Annotated in this window: 13 protein-coding genes; 9 read left to right on the top strand and 4 right to left on the bottom strand. The window is 37.6% G+C overall.

Annotated elements, in window-relative coordinates; translation table 11 throughout:
• Window positions 1-31: 31 nt before the first annotated feature.
• Both HQN86_RS07905 and murB read right to left on the bottom strand, forming a co-directional pair.
• Window positions 32-562 (bottom strand): RNA polymerase sigma factor, encoded by a 531-nt coding sequence (locus tag HQN86_RS07905; RefSeq protein ID WP_048906458.1) that lies wholly within the window; start codon window positions 560-562, stop codon window positions 32-34.
• 168 nt (window positions 563-730) lie between these two features.
• Window positions 731-1747, bottom strand: a complete 1017-nt coding sequence (murB, locus tag HQN86_RS07900; protein WP_172660478.1) for a UDP-N-acetylmuramate dehydrogenase — start codon at window positions 1745-1747, stop codon at window positions 731-733.
• Window positions 1748-1931: 184 nt separating this feature from the next.
• Here murB and HQN86_RS07895 point away from each other — a divergent pair, with 184 nt between their 5' ends.
• From HQN86_RS07895 to HQN86_RS07870, 6 genes are all read left to right on the top strand, one after another.
• Window positions 1932-2537 carry a TetR/AcrR family transcriptional regulator gene (locus HQN86_RS07895; RefSeq protein ID WP_172660477.1) on the top strand — a complete coding sequence of 202 codons (606 nt, stop codon included), beginning with the start codon at window positions 1932-1934 and terminating at the stop codon, window positions 2535-2537.
• A 195-nt stretch (window positions 2538-2732) separates the two neighbouring features.
• Window positions 2733-3338 (top strand): TetR/AcrR family transcriptional regulator, encoded by a 606-nt coding sequence (locus HQN86_RS07890; protein WP_172660476.1) that lies wholly within the window; start codon window positions 2733-2735, stop codon window positions 3336-3338.
• A gap of 21 nt (window positions 3339-3359) precedes the next feature.
• The gene (locus HQN86_RS07885; RefSeq protein WP_172660475.1) at window positions 3360-4703 is read left to right on the top strand and encodes a TolC family protein; all 1344 of its coding nucleotides are present in this window, start codon (window positions 3360-3362) and stop codon (window positions 4701-4703) included.
• Between the two features lie 2 nt (window positions 4704-4705).
• Window positions 4706-5773, top strand: coding sequence for an efflux RND transporter periplasmic adaptor subunit (locus HQN86_RS07880; protein WP_172660474.1), 1068 nt, complete (start codon window positions 4706-4708; stop codon window positions 5771-5773).
• Window positions 5774-5833: 60 nt separating this feature from the next.
• Entirely contained in the window at window positions 5834-9022 is a 3189-nt protein-coding gene (locus HQN86_RS07875; protein ID WP_172660473.1) for an efflux RND transporter permease subunit, read from the top strand.
• A 115-nt stretch (window positions 9023-9137) separates the two neighbouring features.
• Window positions 9138-9947 carry a hypothetical protein gene (locus tag HQN86_RS07870; RefSeq protein ID WP_246269507.1) on the top strand — a complete coding sequence of 270 codons (810 nt, stop codon included), beginning with the start codon at window positions 9138-9140 and terminating at the stop codon, window positions 9945-9947.
• Between the two features lie 35 nt (window positions 9948-9982).
• Here HQN86_RS07870 and lpdA read toward each other — a convergent pair whose 3' ends face one another.
• Complete coding sequence (gene lpdA / locus HQN86_RS07865) at window positions 9983-11389, bottom strand: dihydrolipoyl dehydrogenase (RefSeq protein ID WP_172660471.1); 1407 nt, start codon at window positions 11387-11389, stop codon at window positions 9983-9985.
• A 114-nt stretch (window positions 11390-11503) separates the two neighbouring features.
• On the opposite strand from lpdA, the gene HQN86_RS07860 reads away from it, so the two are divergent.
• The 3 genes from HQN86_RS07860 to HQN86_RS07850 all read left to right on the top strand — a co-directional run bounded on the left by HQN86_RS07860 (window position 11504) and on the right by HQN86_RS07850 (window position 15831).
• Entirely contained in the window at window positions 11504-13381 is a 1878-nt protein-coding gene (locus tag HQN86_RS07860) for a CocE/NonD family hydrolase (RefSeq protein WP_172660470.1), read from the top strand.
• 4 nt (window positions 13382-13385) lie between these two features.
• Window positions 13386-15041 carry a M1 family metallopeptidase gene (locus tag HQN86_RS07855; RefSeq protein WP_172660469.1) on the top strand — a complete coding sequence of 552 codons (1656 nt, stop codon included), beginning with the start codon at window positions 13386-13388 and terminating at the stop codon, window positions 15039-15041.
• Between the two features lie 64 nt (window positions 15042-15105).
• Entirely contained in the window at window positions 15106-15831 is a 726-nt protein-coding gene (locus HQN86_RS07850) for a head GIN domain-containing protein (protein ID WP_172660468.1), read from the top strand.
• A gap of 68 nt (window positions 15832-15899) precedes the next feature.
• On the opposite strand, the gene odhB is transcribed toward HQN86_RS07850, so the two are convergent.
• On the bottom strand, window positions 15900-17129 hold the full coding sequence (odhB, locus tag HQN86_RS07845) for a 2-oxoglutarate dehydrogenase complex dihydrolipoyllysine-residue succinyltransferase (protein ID WP_172660467.1): 1230 nt from the start codon (window positions 17127-17129) through the stop codon (window positions 15900-15902).
• Window positions 17130-17139 lie beyond the last annotated feature (10 nt).

Here is a 17139-nt window from a genome sequence, read left to right as displayed (position 1 = left end):
TAAATGCGCCCCTTTTTTATGGATTAAATTTTTAAACAATCTCTGCTCCAAGTACGTCCTTAGAATAGGTTTTTAAATATTTCTTTAAAATCTGACGGGCAACGTGTATTCTTGTTTTTACTGTACCAATTGGAATATTCAGCATTTCAGCAATTTCATGGTATTTATATCCCTCAAAATACTTAACAAATGGAATATGATATTCTGGTTGCAAAGTAGCCAAAGCTTTATTAATGTCGCCTATTACAAACTTACTGTCGCTGGTATTTCTAGAAGCGCTGTAATGAAGATTTGCCGAAGAAATATCATCCGATTTCGTAATTAATGCGTTTGTTTTTACCAAACGGCGATAATTATTAATAAAGGTGTTTTTCATAATGGTAAACAACCATCCTTTAAGGTTTGTTCCTTCTTTAAACTTACTATAGTAAGTTACAGCCTTCAACATAGTATCCTGCACCAAGTCGTTTGCATCTTCAATATCTTTTGTAAAATTTAAAGCGAATGACTGTAAAGAGACCGAGTGGTCATTTAATTTGAGGTTGAATTCATTTTTTGTCATAATGTTTTAAGTTTTGGGTTAAAAAAGCAAACAAACAGAGTTTTATGAGTGGCGCTCACCAGTTTGTTTAATCTTACTCTCCAAAACATATACAACATATGTACCAAAAAATAGATATCCATGTTATGAAATTAATTTTCGATGCCTACAGTATCGAATGGAACGTTGTCACAGAATATTTACTTCTCTTTCTAATTGAACGCCAAACTTGGCATTCACATCATTTATAATTTGTTCTGAAAAACTATACACTTCCGTCCCGGTAGCAGCGCCATGATTAACCAAAACCAATGCCTGATTCTTCCATGTTCCTGTTTGTCCTACAACAATCCCCTTAAATCCACATTGTTCTATTAACCAGCCTGCTGCAAGTTTTATTTTACCATCTGGAGCCGGATAATGAACCACATTCGGATGTTCAGATTTAACTTTTTCAAATTCAACCCAGGTAATAACCGGGTTTTTAAAGAAGCTTCCGGCATTACCAATTGTAGAAGGATCAGGCAGCTTGGCAACCCTTATTTCAGAAACAACATTTGAAATATCTGCAATTGTGGGAACAGCAATGCCTTTACGATTTAACTCTTCCTGTATAGCTCCATATTGGGTATTAATCTTTGCAGATTTAGTTAATCTAAAACTAACAGATGTAATTATATACTGACCTTTCAGTTCATTTTTAAAAACACTATCCCTATATCCAAAATGACAATCTTCAAAATTGAAGATCCTCTTTTCAGAGGTAGTTATTTCATAAGCCACACAAGATTTAAAAACATCTTTTAACTCTACTCCGTAAGCACCTATGTTTTGTATCGGCGATGCTCCCACAGTTCCCGGAATAAGGCTAAGGTTTTCTATACCAGCAAAACCATTTAAAACACAGTACTTTACAAGATCATTCCAAACTACTCCTGCCCCAGCGGTCACAATAATATCATCCCCCTCTTCAACACTTGAAATCCCCGGTATACTAATTTTAACTACCAGGCCATTAAAATCTTTTGTAAACAATACATTGCTCCCCCCACCTAAAACCAATAAATTCTGCTGCTTAATAAGCTCCGATTTCAATACATCCTTAAGGTCTTGTTCAGAAAGGATTTCGGCAAAATAGTTTGCATCTACAGATATACTAAATGTATTGTAAGGTTTTAATGATTTATTCTTTTGCACGTCCAACATACAGGTTTCAACAGATTAAGTAAACACTACAAATGTAATTGATAAGCCCTGTAATAAACATGTTAAAATCAATATTTAAAAATTTTGACTATTTTTCATGAAATTTTACCGCAACAGGCACATTATACGATTATAGGGCGTTGAGGTAAGTTCAAGAACAGTAAGGGAGAACACTAATATTTGTATGGAAAATCAGGATAAGAAAAGAATTTTAATTATTGAAGCTGCGTTAAAAAGGTTTGCTCATTACGGATTATCAAAAACCACAATGACAGAAATTGCCAAAGACATTTCTTTTTCAAAAGCTCTTCTTTATTATTATTTTCCTGATAAGTTAAGCTTGTACGTAAGCTCTATCGAACACCTTATGCAAATCATGAGCAGAGACCTTGTTAAGTCTATTGATAAAACCACAACTGCTACCGAGGGTGTCCTTAAATTACTTCAAAAACGTCAGGCTTACATTCAGAAATACTATAATTTATTTGAGTCGAATCAGGTAATCAGCACAGAACTACCAGAAGGTCTTTATGAAAAATTCCAAAGGGCCCGAACCTTCGAGGCAATTATCATCGGCTCTCTTTTTAGCAGAGGAATAGCGAGCGGTGAATTAGCGATGGAAGATCCTAAATTAGCTACTGATATATTTATCGATGCACTGTCGGGAATCCACTTTAATATTCTGAGCAGAGATAAAATCATGTTCCCCGGAAAAGAGCAGTTCAAGCAAATTTTTGCAAAAGAGAAAATGCTTGCAGAGATTTTTCTGGCTGGTTTAAAGGCCAAATAACCTGATAACCTCCATCTTCACATCACAATTCTTACATCTGTAAAAGACTGTCAACCACAGCTTTCTTTATAGACCATCCTCTTTTTGTCATCATTTTGTCAGTTTAATGAGATTTTAACGCTAAAATTCTTCAAGTAAAATAATGGCAGTATTTTTGACTGTTGAATTAAAAAAGTCAAAAAGTAGAAAAGTAAAATGGTAGAAATTGATAAAAAAAGGGATGCTATAATTGAGGGGGCTATTAAACGTTTTATTCACTATGGTATTAACAAAACCACGATGAATGAGATCGCTGAGGATCTATCAGTATCAAAACCTTCATTATACTATTATTTCCCAGATAAAAACAGTTTGGTATTTGGTGTTATTGATAAGATATTCTCTGATTATTTTGAAATTATCGAAAAAGACAAATCAACCGAGATGTCTATTGAAGAACGCTTAACTGGCTTTATTGAAGTTAAACACCGCTTCTTTCAGAAATACTATATGCTTCACTTATCTGGAGGCAGCCCGGATTCATCCTTAAATTCTGATGAATTAAGAGAACATTTCATGAAAATGAAATTGAAAAATGAACATTTCCATGCCGATATCTTCAGAGCAGCAATGGACAGAGGGGAACTTGCCAAAGACGATGCTGACAAAATTGCAGAATTGTATCTTGAGAGTTTAGCAGGAATAACCTCTCTATGTATTTTACATGGCAACAAGGAGCTGTTCCCAAGTAAAAAAGAAATGAAGGCAATGCTTGAAAAACAAATAAACCTCTCGAATATCTTCCTTAAAGGATTAAAATAAACAGACGACTAATTATATTATATGAACACTATTATTAAACAGATAAAAACAATCCCACTATTATTACTGGGTTTGGTATTATCAAATACGGTTAGTGCACAACAAACGCTTAGCTTAAAAGATGCGTTAAATTACGCCATCCAGAATAGCGCAAATGTGCGAAAAGCAAAACTTGATATTGATGGGGGAAAATATAAAACCCAGGAAGTTAGGGCTCAGGCTTTACCACAAATTACAGGTAATACAGGCTTAACTTACAATCCTATAATCGGCCAGCAGGTGGTTGATTTTGGAGGACAATTACAGACGCTTAAATTCGGTCAAAAATGGAATTCATCTGCGGGAGTCCAACTTTCACAACAACTATTCAATCAACAGGTTTTTACAGGCTTACAGGCTGCAAGATCCAGTGAGGAGTATTATAACCTTACTGCCCAGCTTACAGAAGAGCAGTTAATAGAATTAGTTGCAGGCAATTATTATCAGGTGTTGGTAAACAGACAGCAAATGAATGTAATCGACACCAACATTAAGAATGTAAAAGTTATTGAAAATATCATTTCCAATCAGCACAAAAATGGTTTGGCTAAAAAAATTGACGTTGATCGTATCAAGGTTAACCTTACCAATTTGGAAACACAGCGTTCGCAAACTTTAAATGCTATTACACAATTGGAAAACCAGTTGAAATTTTCAATGGGAATGCCAGTAAGCACCAGCATTACATTGCCTAAAACAGAACTTACTGAAGTAACCCAATTACCTGAACTTGCAGATTCTATTTCTTTAGACAACAGAACAGAAATTAAACTTTTGGATATTCAGGACAAACTTTTATCGCTGCAGCGTAAGGCTTATGTAGCAGAGTATTATCCTAACTTATCTTTAAGTGGAAACTACACTTACTCCAGTCAAAATCAAGGTTTCGACTTCTTAAAGACAAGCAGTAAGGCTATTGGTTACGGTTCCTCAGCTGTGGGTCTAACCTTAAAAATACCAATTTTCAACGGATTCCTGACTCGTTCAAAGGTACGCCAGGCCGACGTAGATATTAAGAAAGCAAAAGAGGACAGAAGAGAGTCAACAAACTCATTAAACTTGGCTTATGAGAATGCTAAAATTCAGTTGCGCAATAACTTAAACACAATTAATGCACAAAAGAAAAATGCAGAACTGGCAGATGAGATTTACAGAAGTACGCAAAACAACTACAACAATGGTTTGGCGAACCTAACTGATCTACTGGACACAGAAAATTCACTTACTGAAGCTCAAAACAGCTACATCCAGGCGCTATTGAATTACAAAATAGCCGAAATACAATTAATCAAATCGAACGGAAATATTAAATCGCTAGCAAAATAGAAATGAAAAGAGTAATTATTATAATTGTTATAATCGTTGTCGCCCTTGGCGCAATAGCTTATGTTTTAAGCAACAATAAGAAGAAAAACGAAGCAAAAACAGCCTTTATTGCAGAAGGCGGTGGTGCTGTTGCTGTTCGAATTGCAAATGTAGATAAGAAAGTAGTTGATCTGGATTTTGCTGCCAATGGAAACTTTGTGCCTAAACAAGAATTAAACTTCCTTTCAGAAAATGCTGGCAGGGTAAGCAAAATTTATGTTGATGAAGGTGATCGTGTAACCAAAGGACAAATTCTAGCTCGCGTTGACGCTGAAATTATCAATACCGACAAAGAAACTGCAGAGGCAAACTATCAAAATGCATTGAGAGATGAGGCCAGATACAAAAGTTCTTACGAAACTGGTGGTGTAACGCAACAGCAGTTAGATCAGGCTAAATTAACAACTCAAAACGCAAAATTACGCTTGCAAGCTTCACAGCGCAAAGTAAGCGATGCAAATCTTAAATCGCCTATCAATGGTATAATTAATAAAAGATATATTGAAGTTGGGGCGTTTGTAAACACACAAGGAACTCAGTTATTTGAAATTGTAGATGTTTCTAAATTAAAGTTAAGAGTAAACGTTAACGAATCCCAAGTTGCTAATCTAAAAATCGGTGATAAAATTGACATCAAATCTTCTGTTTTCCCAACAGAAAAATTCAATGGCAAGGTTACATTCATTGCAGCAAAAGCTGATGCGACTTTAAACTTCCCGATTGAAATTGAAGTAGACAACAATACCAAAAACAGCCTAAAAGCAGGTATGTATGGAACAGCGGTATTTAACTTCCCTAAGCAAGCGCCAAGCATTTTAATCCCGCGTACTTCTTTTGTGGGTAGTGTAAGTAGCAACCAGGTATTTATGTTAGATAAATCAAATAACACTTCTAAAATTCGTAAAGTAGTTGCTGGCCGTATTTTAGGTGATTTTGTTGAAATCCTTGACGGACTAAACGAAGGAGAAACTGTAATTACAAGCGGACAGATTAACTTGGCTGAAGGTACTCCTGTCAGCATAGTAAAATAGGTCAATCCCGGCAGTTAATGATCGCGATATGCCAGTCGCAATAAGCAATAAAAAAAGAAAATGAAGATAACAGACATATCGATAAAAAGGCCCTCCCTGGTAATTGTAGTATTTACTGCACTTACTCTATTAGGGCTATTAAGTTACTTTTCGTTGGGCTATGAGTTATTACCAAAATTCTCAAACAACGTAGTATCTATTTCAACCATTTATCCTGGAGCTTCACCCGCTGAGGTAGAAAATACCGTAACTAAGAAAATTGAGGATGCGGTATCATCAATGGAAAATATCAAAAAAATAAACTCGGTATCATTTGAGAGTTTATCAACAGTTACGATTACTTTAACTGATGCAGCCAACATTGATATTTCATTAAATGATGCTCAACGTAAGGTAAATGCCATCCTTTCAGATTTACCTGAGGATGTGAAAACACCCTCATTAAGTAAATTCTCATTAGATGATTTACCGGTTATCACCATGTCGGCCTCTGCAGATATGGATGATATTAGCTTTTATGATTTAATTGACCAAAGGATTGCTCCGGTTATTTCCAGAGTAAGCGGGATTGCTCAGGTTAACCTAATTGGTGGATCTGAAAGAGAAATCCAGGTTTCTTTAGATGCAGATAAATTACAGGGCTATAATCTTTCTGTGCCTCAGGTACAACAAATGATTTTAAGCTCAAACTTAGACTTCCCTACCGGAAGTGTTAAAACAGAAAATCAGGATGTTTTGATCCGTTTATCTGGAAAATACAGAAACCTTGAGGAGTTAAGAAACCTTGTTTTAACAACATCAAAAGCTGGCGCTCAAATTCGTTTGGGTGACGTTGCCGATGTACAAGATTCTCAAAAAGAAACCGAAAAGCTTGCTCGTATTGATAGAAAAGGTGCTATTGCCATCCAAATTATTAAACAGAGTGATGCAAATGCGGTAGAAGTAAGTAAAGGTGTACATAAAATTATAGAGAAATTAAAAGTAGAATACGCCGCTAATAAACTCAACATTAAAATTGTTAACGACAGCTCCATCTTCACTTTAGAATCTGCAGATGCCGTTATTCACGATTTAATTCTGGCAGTTGTACTGGTAGCATTTGTAATGCTATTCTTCCTGCATAGTTTACGTAATGCATTAATTGTAATGGTATCCATTCCGGCATCATTAATTGCAACATTTATTGGTATAAGTTTATTTGGCTTTACCTTGAACCTGATGTCATTATTAGGTTTGTCGCTCGTGGTAGGTATCCTTGTGGATGACGCGATTGTGGTTCTGGAAAACATCCAGCGACACATGGAGATGGGTAAAAATAAAGTAAGAGCAGCTTCTGATGCGACAAGAGAAATTGGTTTTACAGTTGTATCCATTACCCTGGTAATTGTGGTTGTGTTTTTCCCTATCGCCATTAGTACAGGTCTTGTGTCGAACATTCTACGTCAGTTCTGTGTGGTTGTAATTATTGCAACATTACTTTCGTTGGTTGCTTCATTTACCATTGTACCTCTCCTTTTCTCTAGATACGGTAAATTAGAACATATTGAAGGCAAAAACATATTTGGTCGTTTTATCCTTTGGTTTGAAAAACAATTAAAAAAATTCACATTATGGGTTACAAACATCTTGACCTGGTCGTTAAATCATAAAAGACGCACCATCGCAGCCGTTGTGGTATTGTTTGTAGGGGCAATGTGGTTAGCTGGAGCTGGTTTTATTGGTTCTGAGTTTTTCCCTAAATCTGATAAAGGTGAGTTTTTAATTCAAATTGAATTGCCAAAAGATGCACCTCTGGAACAAACTAACTTTTACACACAAAAAGCGGAAGCATTTTTGGACAAACAGCCGGAAATTACTCAGCTAATTACTACTGTTGGTCAAGCCAGTGGAGATTTCGGTGGAACTCAGGCAACAGCCTATAAATCGGAGATCAATGTAAAGCTGGTTGAGCGTAATGAGCGCGAGGGTGTCTCGTCAGACATTTTCGCAACCAAAATGAGCCGGGCACTTGCTAAAGAATTGGTAGGTGCTAAGGTTAAAACTGTACCAATTAGTATTTTGGGTATTGCAGAAAATGCTCCGATACAATTAGTAGTAATGGGTTCTGACCTGGATAGTGCATTAAAATATGCAGAAGGTGCCCAAAAAGTACTTGCAACGATCCCAGGTGCAACGGAGATCAAATTATCTGTAGAAAAAGGAACTCCCGAAATTAACGTTCAGGTTGATCGTGATAAAATGTCGGCTTTGGGCTTAACATTGCAAACGGTAGGTTCTACCATGCAAACTGCCTTTGCTGGCAACACAGATGGTAAATACAGAAAAGGTGAATACGAATATGACATTAATATCCAATACCAGGATTTCAACAGAAAAAATGTTGACGATGTACGTAACCTTATCTTTGTAAACGCTAATGGCGAGCAAATTAAACTCTCGCAGTTTGCATCAATTACCGAAGGTTCCGGACCAAGTCAGTTAGAGCGTTTAAATAAATCGACCTCAGTATCTGTTAAAGCACAATCTATTGGTAGACCTACAGGAACTGTTGTTGCTGAATTTCAGACAAAACTGGAACAAATGCAAAAAAATGGAAAGTTAAAAGCCCCTATAGGTGTAAGTTATGCATGGGCAGGAGACCAGGAGAATCAGTCCGAAGGCTTTGGTACCCTGGGTATTGCCTTACTCGCTTCTGTTATTCTAGTTTATTTAATTATGGTGGCGCTATATGATAGTTTTGTTTATCCTTTAGTGGTAATGTTCTCTCTCCCACTTGCGTTAATCGGTGCCTTTCTGGCGCTTGCTTTAACAAATAACTCTATCGGTATTTTCACCATTTTAGGTTTAATTATGCTAATGGGTTTGGTGGCGAAGAATGCGATTATACTAGTCGATTTTACCAATCACATGAAAGCAGAGGGAAAGTCTACAATAGAAGCATTAATTTTAGCTAACCATGCACGTTTGCGTCCAATTTTAATGACAACCATAGCCATGATCTTTGGTATGCTTCCAATTGCCCTTGCAAGTGGTGCCGGTGCGGAATGGAAAAATGGACTGGCCTGGGTTATTGTAGGTGGTTTAACCAGTTCGTTATTTTTAACATTAATTGTTGTACCGGTTGTTTACCTGATTTTTGATATGATGTTAGATAAATTAGGCTTTAACAAAAAAGGCAAAACAATAGACGAATTATTGGAAGAGCCATACGAACATAAAGATGTTCTGGAATATGACCTTGCAGAGTAGTATTTCAAATAGATAATAATAAAAAGAGGAACCCTGAAAAGTTCCTCTTTTTGTTTTAATAATTAAAAACAATTATAATTGTTTTGTTGTATTTACAGGGAATATGTTGAAACACATGATATTACTGCTGCTGTTATGCGGCTTTTCATTCGGGATAAAAGCACAGCATCCTCCTGTTTTTGAGGGAATGTTGACTGATACAAGTACTATTGCATTAAATGATTTAAACATCAATCTTGTAAAATATAGTTATGGGAAACCAAAGATCAGTTTCCTTGCTATACATGATGATGAAGACACTGGAGTAAAAGCAGCTTTTGAATACATACAATTTAATGGGGGCAACATCATTGATTGCCAGTATGGCGGTGTAAGGAATTTTAAATTCGCAAAGGATGGCTTTAATTTCCAAACAGATCCTAACAGCATTTATACGCAGGAAGGTATTATTATGGGCCTTGAAAAGTACGGAAATGTAGATAATGATGAAGTTCTAATGCAACTAGAACGAACCGGCAAGCTGATTCTCGACTTTTACAATCCTAAAAAACTTGGGTACATTTTCACCTTACATAATAATGGAGATGGTGCGTTTGGTATTTCGTCGTATCTAGAGGGCTATGAGCTAGAAAGCGCTGCAGATTCTGTGTACATCAATTTCGAAATGGATAATGATGATCTGATTCTAGTAACCGACTTAAAATTATTTAATCGCTTAAAACAAGAAAAGGTAAATGTAATACTCCAATCTCCAGAAGCACCTGATGATGGTTCTTTATCCGTTTATGCTATGGGTAAAAATATTCCTTACATAAATGTAGAAGTACAGCACGGTCATCAGGAAGAAAATTTAAGACTTATTGAAATAGCCATAAAGGTCTTATACGAAACCTATCCAGCTTTAAAAGCAAAGGCCTTAGAATAATCTAAGGCCTTTGCTTTTATAATATGTCATTGCAATTAAATATGTATTGCTCTGTTTTCTGTAGCTGCCATAGCCGCTTCTTTAAGGGCTTCGGTGTATGTTGGGTGTGCGTGACAAATTCTTGCAATATCCTCAGCAGAAGCACGGAATTCCATCGCAACCACCGCTTCAGCAATCATATCAGCAGCACGAGGGCCAATCATATGAACCCCAAGAATCTCGTCGGTTTTAGCATCCGCTAATACTTTCACAAAACCATCAGTATCCATACTTGCTTTAGCTCTTCCACTTGCTTTAAAAGGGAATGAACCTGCTTTATATTGAACACCTTTTTCTTTTAATTGCTCTTCAGTATAACCTACAGATGCAACCTCAGGCCATGTATAAACAACACCAGGGATAAGGTTATAGTTGATATGTGGTTTTTGTCCGGCTAATCTCTCTGCTACATAAACGCCTTCATCTTCTGCTTTATGCGCAAGCATAGCGCCTTTAATTACATCGCCGATGGCATATACTCCAGGTACCGAAGTTTCAAGATGCTCGTTAACTGGAATTTTATTTCCTCTCTCTTCAGTAGTGATGCCAATGTTTTCTAAACCTAAGCCAGCAGTATAAGCGGTACGTCCTACAGCAACAATGCAGTAATCAGCCTCAAGTTTCACTTGCTCGCCTTTAGCATTATCAGCCGTTACAGTAACTTTTTTGCCCTTTGTAGTTGCACCGGTAACTTTATGGCCCATGTAAAACTCCATCCCTAAAGATTTCTTTAACACCCGTTGTAGTTCTTTGCCCAAACCAGCATCCATAGTACCAATAATAGATGGCATAAACTCAACAACTGATACTTTAGTACCCAAACGAGCATATACAGAACCTAACTCCAAACCAATTACCCCACCACCAATAACAATCATTTGTTTAGGCACTTCAGTAATGGTCAAAGCTTCAGTTGAAGTAATGATGCGTTTTTTATCTACAGGTAAAAATGGAAGAGCTGTTGGTTTAGATCCCGATGCGATAATTACATTTTTAGCAGTTATCGTCTCAGATTTACCATCAGCATTGGTAATTTTTATGGTATTCTTATCAACAAATGAACCTACACCTTCAAATGTGTCAATTTTATTTTTCTTGAAAAGATATTGAATCCCTGCAGTATTTTGAGCAACCACATCATTCTTGCGCGCAATCATCTGAGGCATGTCAACCTTTAAATCTTTAAGATCAATACCATGGGTTTTAAAAGTATGAGCAGCATTATGATAATGCTCTGAAGAATCCAACAATGCTTTAGATGGAATACAACCAACATTTAAGCAGGTTCCACCAAAAGTTTTATATTTTTCTATAACTGCCGTTTTTAGGCCTAATTGGGCACATCTTATTGCTCCAACATAACCGCCCGGGCCCGAGCCAATTACAACTACATCGTATTGCATATTAAAGGTTTTTTTTATTAAACAAAGTTAGTAAACCTGAGGCAAAATCTGACACTTATTAGCCTAAAACATTTCCATTTACTATATTTACTATTTATAACTTATTAACCCATAATGGCCCGTATTAAATTCCTTTGGCTTGTTGCTATCCACATTTTTACATTTTCAGCTGTTTTTGCACAGCAATCCGATTCGGCATATGTAAAAGAAAATTACACTAAGATTGAACGTAGTATTACCATGAGAGATGGTGTCAAATTATTTACTTCAATCTATATCCCAAAAGATAAGACAAAAAAGTACCCTTTTCTAATTAATAGAACCCCATACACTGTTGCACCTTACGGAGCAGACAAATACAAAACCAGTTTGGGCAACTTCCCTGCAATGATGAGAGAAGGATTCATATTCGTTTATCAGGATGTGAGAGGCAAGTGGATGAGTGAGGGTACGTTCGATGATATAAGACCACAGGTAGCCAACAAAAAAACTAAAAAAGACATTGATGAGAGCACTGATACCTACGATACCATTGATTGGCTTATAAAAAATATAGAAAACAATAATGGCACAGCTGGTATCTACGGCATTTCTTATCCAGGATTTTACTCTACCACATCTTTACCGGGAGCACATCCTGCTTTAAAGGCTGTTTCTCCACAGGCCCCTGTTACCGATTGGTTCCGTGGCGACGATTTTCACCACAATGGAAGTCTGTTTTTAATGGACGCGTTCAGTTTTATGAGCACATTCGGTGTTCCAAGACCGCAGCCCATCACTCCAGACAAAGGACCTAAAGGTTTCGAATTTCCAATACAAGACAACTATCGTTTTTACCTGGAAGCCGGATCAGTTAAAAACTTAAAAGATAAATACTTTGCCGATAGCATTAAATTCTGGAATGACTTATTTGCCCATCCTAATCTGGATACCTTTTGGCAGGCAAGAAACATCCAGCCGCATTTAGTTAATGTAAAACCTGCCGTTATGGTTGTTGGTGGTTTCTTTGATGCAGAAGATGCCTATGGTACCTTTGCAACCTATAAAAGCATCGAGAAACAAAACCCAAAAGCAAATAACATTCTGGTTATGGGGCCATGGTTCCATGGTGGCTGGGTACGCAGTACCGGAAGCAGCTTTGGTGATATTGAATTCGGACAGCCAACCAGCACATACTATCAGGAAAACTTTGAGCTGCCTTTCTTTAAGCACTACCTTAAAGGTCAGGGTGATTTTAATGCCGCAGAAGCAAACATCTTTGTAACTGGCAGCAACGAATGGAAAAAGTTTAGTACATGGCCGCCTAAAGATACCGAAACTAAAACGCTGTATTTGCAACCCAATGGGAAACTAAGCTTTGAAAAAGTTAAGAGAACAGATAGCTGGGACGAATACGTAACTGACCCTAATAATCCAGTTCCTTATCAGGATGGAGTTCAAGCTAAAAGAACGCGCGAATATATGATTGATGACCAACGTTTCGCTGCCCGCAGACCTGATGTTAAGGTATACCAAACTGATACGTTAACTGAGGATATCACACTAACCGGACCAGTATTGGCTAATCTGGTTGTGTCTACAACCGGCTCAGATGCAGATTATGTGGTAAAACTAATTGATGTTTATCCTGAAAACACTCCAAATCCGACAACAAACCCAAAAAACCTGATTATGGGTGGTTATCAAATGCTGGTACGCGGAGAGATTATGCGTGGGAAATATCGTAATAGCTTTGAGAAACCTGAGGCCATCAATCCAGGCGAAATCACCAAGGTTAATTATGCCCTGCCTGATGTTGCCCACACTTTCAAAAAAGGTCACAGGATTATGATACAGATACAAAATTCATGGTTCCCATTAGCAGATAGAAACCCTCAAAAATTCATGGATATTTACCAGGCTGAGCCAAGTGATTTCCAAAAGGCAACACACCGCATTTTTCACGATGTACACAATTCTTCCTCACTAACCGTAACCGTTCTAAAACAATAATTTAATGAAGAAGCTATTATTCAGTGCGATTGCGTTACTGTGTACAATAAATTTTGCAAAGGCACAATTACTTACCGGAGCCGAAAAATCTTTCAGGGCTGATAGCCTCAGAGGTGCGCTTACCCCGTTAAGAACCTGCTACGACATCAATTACTACCACCTTGATGTTAAAATTAACATCGATAACAAATTCATCAGCGGCAGCAATGAATTTAAATTTACGGCTACTCAAAACTTCAGCAAACTGCAATTTGACCTGTTCGATAACCTTAAGGTTGATAAAATTGTATTTAAAGGTACCGAGCTACCTTACAAGAGAGAATTCAATGCAGTATTTGTAACTTTCCCTACTGAGATTAAAAAAGGTGCTAAGGAAAGCTTTACTGTATATTATTCAGGCAATCCTGTTATAGCAAAGAACCCACCCTGGGATGGAGGCTTTATCTTTACCAAAGATAAGTCTGGAAATCCATGGGTTTCTGTAGCCTGTCAGGGCTTTGGCGCCAGCTGCTGGTGGCCCAACAAAGACCATCAAAGCGATGAGGTGGATAGCATGCTTATTAGTATAACTGTACCGAAAGACCTTCAGGATATTTCAAACGGGCGCTTAAGAAGCACTGTTCAAAAACCAGATGGCTACACGCAATACAACTGGTTTGTAGCCAACCCAATAAACAACTACAACGTAACCTTTTACATTGGCAAATACGCGCATTGGTCTGATCAGTATCAGGGCGAAAAAGGCAAATTATCTCTTGATTACTGGGCACTTAAAGAGGACAGTTTAAAAGCCCATCCCCATTGGGATACGGATGTGAAACCCATGCTAAAATCTTTTGAGCATTGGTTTGGCCCCTACCCTTTTTATGAAGACGGCTATAAGCTTGTTCAGGCACCACATCTTGGCATGGAGCATCAGAGTGCCGTTGCATATGGTAATCAGTTTAAAATGGGCTACCTTGGAAAAGACTTGTCCGCCTCAGGCTGGGGTTTAAAGTTCGACTTCATTATTGTTCACGAAAGCGGGCATGAATGGTTTGGGAACAATATCACCTCAAAAGATATAGCCGACATGTGGATCCATGAAGCCTTCACAAACTACTCTGAAACCCTGTTCACAGAATCAGAACATGGAAAACAAGCTGCATCAGATTATGTTGTGGGGATAAGACATAACATCCAGAACGATATTCCAATTATTGGACAATATGATGTCAATAAAGAAGGATCTGGTGATATGTATTACAAAGGTGCAAACATGATCCACATTATCCGTCAGCTGATCAATAATGATGAGAAATTCAGAAGCATATTAAGGGGATTAAATAAAACATTCTATCATAAAACTGTTACCACTCAAGAAGTTGAGAATTATATAGCAAAGAAAAGTGGTTTAAAACTGGATAAGGTATTTGACCAATACCTTCGTTATGCGAATATTCCAACTTTAGAGTATAAAATTGTAGGCTCAAAACTATCATACAGATGGCTTGCCGATGTAAAGAATTTTGATATGCCGGTTAAGGTAAGCCTAAAAGAAGACACCTTTTCCCTCCTCCACCCAACTACTCAATGGAAAACAGCTGAATTGGGCAAAGGCGTAACGGCAAATACTTTCAAAGCAGACCGGAACTTTTATATTAAACTTAAAAAATCATAGATTTTTTTTTAAGATGGTGCAACTAATTGAAGTTCTGTGCGTCATATAGAAAAACCTAAACAAAATGAAAAAAATAAGTTCAATATTAATCCTTGCATTCCTGGCATTGGGAACAGCAAGCCAAGCTTCCAATCTAAGCAGCAAATCGACATATTACTCAAATCAACAGAGACAAGTAAGCAATTTTACAGGTATCGAGATTGGTGGTTCTATTAATGCAAAAGTTAAGCTCGGCAATACAGAAAGTCTTAGATTAGAAGGAGATCAAGAGGCCATAGATAACCTTATTACCGAGGTAAAAAATGGCGTGCTCACCATTAAACCAAAAACAAAATGGAACGATTGGTTTAAAAAATTCAAAAACGCAAAAATCACAGCCTATATTACCGCAAAAAAGATCACGTCATTAGGATTGGGCGGCTCCGGAAGTATAGATGTTGAAGGAATGATCAATTCTTCTTCATTGAGTGTTGCCGTAAGCGGTTCTGGCAATATCAAAGCATCAGCAAGTGTAAATAATTTCGAAGGCGCAATCAGCGGTTCTGGTGGGTTGTCAATTAGTGGAAAAGCCAAGAGTTCAGAAGTTGCCATTAGTGGATCAGGTACATTCTCTGGAAAGGATTTCTCAGTAGAAACCATTTCAGCACATGTAAGCGGCTCTGGAAATATTTATATTGATGCACAAAAAAGCATTGATGCAGCGATAAGCGGGTCAGGAAATATAAGCTACTCAGGCAATCCTACAGTTCAAAAAACTGTATCAGGATCTGGTGGCGTAAGAAAAATATAAACACACACAAATAAATAAAAAACCCCAATGCTTAAAAACATTGGGGTTTTTCTATATAGTTTAAGCTATTAAACGCCTAACAATAATCTGGCTGGGTCTTCTAGCAATTGTTTAACCCTTACAAGGAAGCCTACCGACTCTCTTCCATCAATAATTCTGTGGTCGTAAGATAAAGCCACATACATCATCGGACGAATTACAACCTCTCCTTTTTCAGCAATCGGGCGCTCAATGATATTGTGCATACCTAAAATTGCAGACTGAGGAGCATTAATAATTGGAGTAGACATCATAGATCCAAACACACCCCCGTTAGTTATAGTGAATGTACCACCAGTCATTTCCTCAATAGTCAATTTGCTATCGCGTGCTTTAGTAGCAAGTTCAATAACAGTTTTCTCGATCTGAGCAAGGCTCATGCTTTCTGCATTTCTAATGATCGGAACAACCAATCCTTTAGGAGCAGATACAGCGATAGAGATATCAGCAAAATCATTATAAACTATTTCCTCACCATCAATTTTAGCATTTACGGCAGGGAAATCTTTTAATGCCTCACAAACAGCTTTAGTAAAGAAACTCATAAAGCCTAAGCCTACACCAAATTTCTCTTTGAACTGATCTTTATACTTGCCTCTCAAATCCATTATCGGCTTCATATTAACTTCGTTAAACGTAGTTAACATTGCAGTCTCGTTTTTAACCGTTACCAATCTCTTAGCAACCGTTTTACGCAATGGCGACATTTTCTCTCTGCGCTCATTTCTAGAACCTGCAACAGCAGTAACCGCAGGAGTAGCTTTAGCAGCAGGAGCCGCAGCTTTTGGTTGAGATTTCTCTGCAGCAACAGCATCTTCCTTAGTAATTCTTCCATCAACACCTGTTCCTTTTACAGAAGCAGGATCAACGCCTTTTTCAGCAAGGATTTTTCCGGCAGCAGGAGAAGGAGTTCCTGTAGCATAATTCTCACCACTTTTTTCGGCAACCGGGGCAGCAGCCTTATCTGCAGCTGCAGCAGGTTTTTCTTCCTTAGCTGGTTCTTCTTTAGCTTTAGGTGCAGCGCCACCATCTTCAATTTTGCAAACTACAGCACCAATGGCAAGTGTATCGCCTTCGGCAGCTACTGTTTTTAAAGTTCCGGCTTGTTCTGCAGTTAATTCAAACGTTGCCTTATCAGATTCCAATTCAGCAATTACTTCGTCCATCTCAACTACATCCCCATCGTTTTTTACCCAACGTGATAAAACAACTTCGGTTATCGACTCGCCTACTGGCGGAACTTTTATTTCTATACTCATAACTGATGTA

The organism is Pedobacter panaciterrae (genome assembly GCF_013204795.1).
Taxonomy (GTDB): domain Bacteria; phylum Bacteroidota; class Bacteroidia; order Sphingobacteriales; family Sphingobacteriaceae; genus Pedobacter; species Pedobacter panaciterrae.
This window is presented reverse-complemented; position numbering and strand designations above follow the sequence as displayed.

What these genes read in the sequence shown, in the direction of transcription:
- murB (WP_172660478.1), bottom strand. Translation starts at nt 1,747, where the DNA reads ATGTTGGACGTGCAAAAGAATAAATCATTAAAACCTTACAATACATTT.
- HQN86_RS07875 (WP_172660473.1), top strand. Translation starts at nt 5,834, where the DNA reads ATGAAGATAACAGACATATCGATAAAAAGGCCCTCCCTGGTAATTGTA.
- HQN86_RS07860 (WP_172660470.1), top strand. Translation starts at nt 11,504, where the DNA reads ATGGCCCGTATTAAATTCCTTTGGCTTGTTGCTATCCACATTTTTACA.
- HQN86_RS07905 (WP_048906458.1), bottom strand. Translation starts at nt 562, where the DNA reads ATGACAAAAAATGAATTCAACCTCAAATTAAATGACCACTCGGTCTCT.
- odhB (WP_172660467.1), bottom strand. Translation starts at nt 17,129, where the DNA reads ATGAGTATAGAAATAAAAGTTCCGCCAGTAGGCGAGTCGATAACCGAA.
- HQN86_RS07890 (WP_172660476.1), top strand. Translation starts at nt 2,733, where the DNA reads ATGGTAGAAATTGATAAAAAAAGGGATGCTATAATTGAGGGGGCTATT.
- HQN86_RS07885 (WP_172660475.1), top strand. Translation starts at nt 3,360, where the DNA reads ATGAACACTATTATTAAACAGATAAAAACAATCCCACTATTATTACTG.
- HQN86_RS07880 (WP_172660474.1), top strand. Translation starts at nt 4,706, where the DNA reads ATGAAAAGAGTAATTATTATAATTGTTATAATCGTTGTCGCCCTTGGC.
- HQN86_RS07895 (WP_172660477.1), top strand. Translation starts at nt 1,932, where the DNA reads ATGGAAAATCAGGATAAGAAAAGAATTTTAATTATTGAAGCTGCGTTA.
- HQN86_RS07855 (WP_172660469.1), top strand. Translation starts at nt 13,386, where the DNA reads ATGAAGAAGCTATTATTCAGTGCGATTGCGTTACTGTGTACAATAAAT.
- HQN86_RS07850 (WP_172660468.1), top strand. Translation starts at nt 15,106, where the DNA reads ATGAAAAAAATAAGTTCAATATTAATCCTTGCATTCCTGGCATTGGGA.
- lpdA (WP_172660471.1), bottom strand. Translation starts at nt 11,389, where the DNA reads ATGCAATACGATGTAGTTGTAATTGGCTCGGGCCCGGGCGGTTATGTT.
- HQN86_RS07870 (WP_246269507.1), top strand. Translation starts at nt 9,138, where the DNA reads ATGATATTACTGCTGCTGTTATGCGGCTTTTCATTCGGGATAAAAGCA.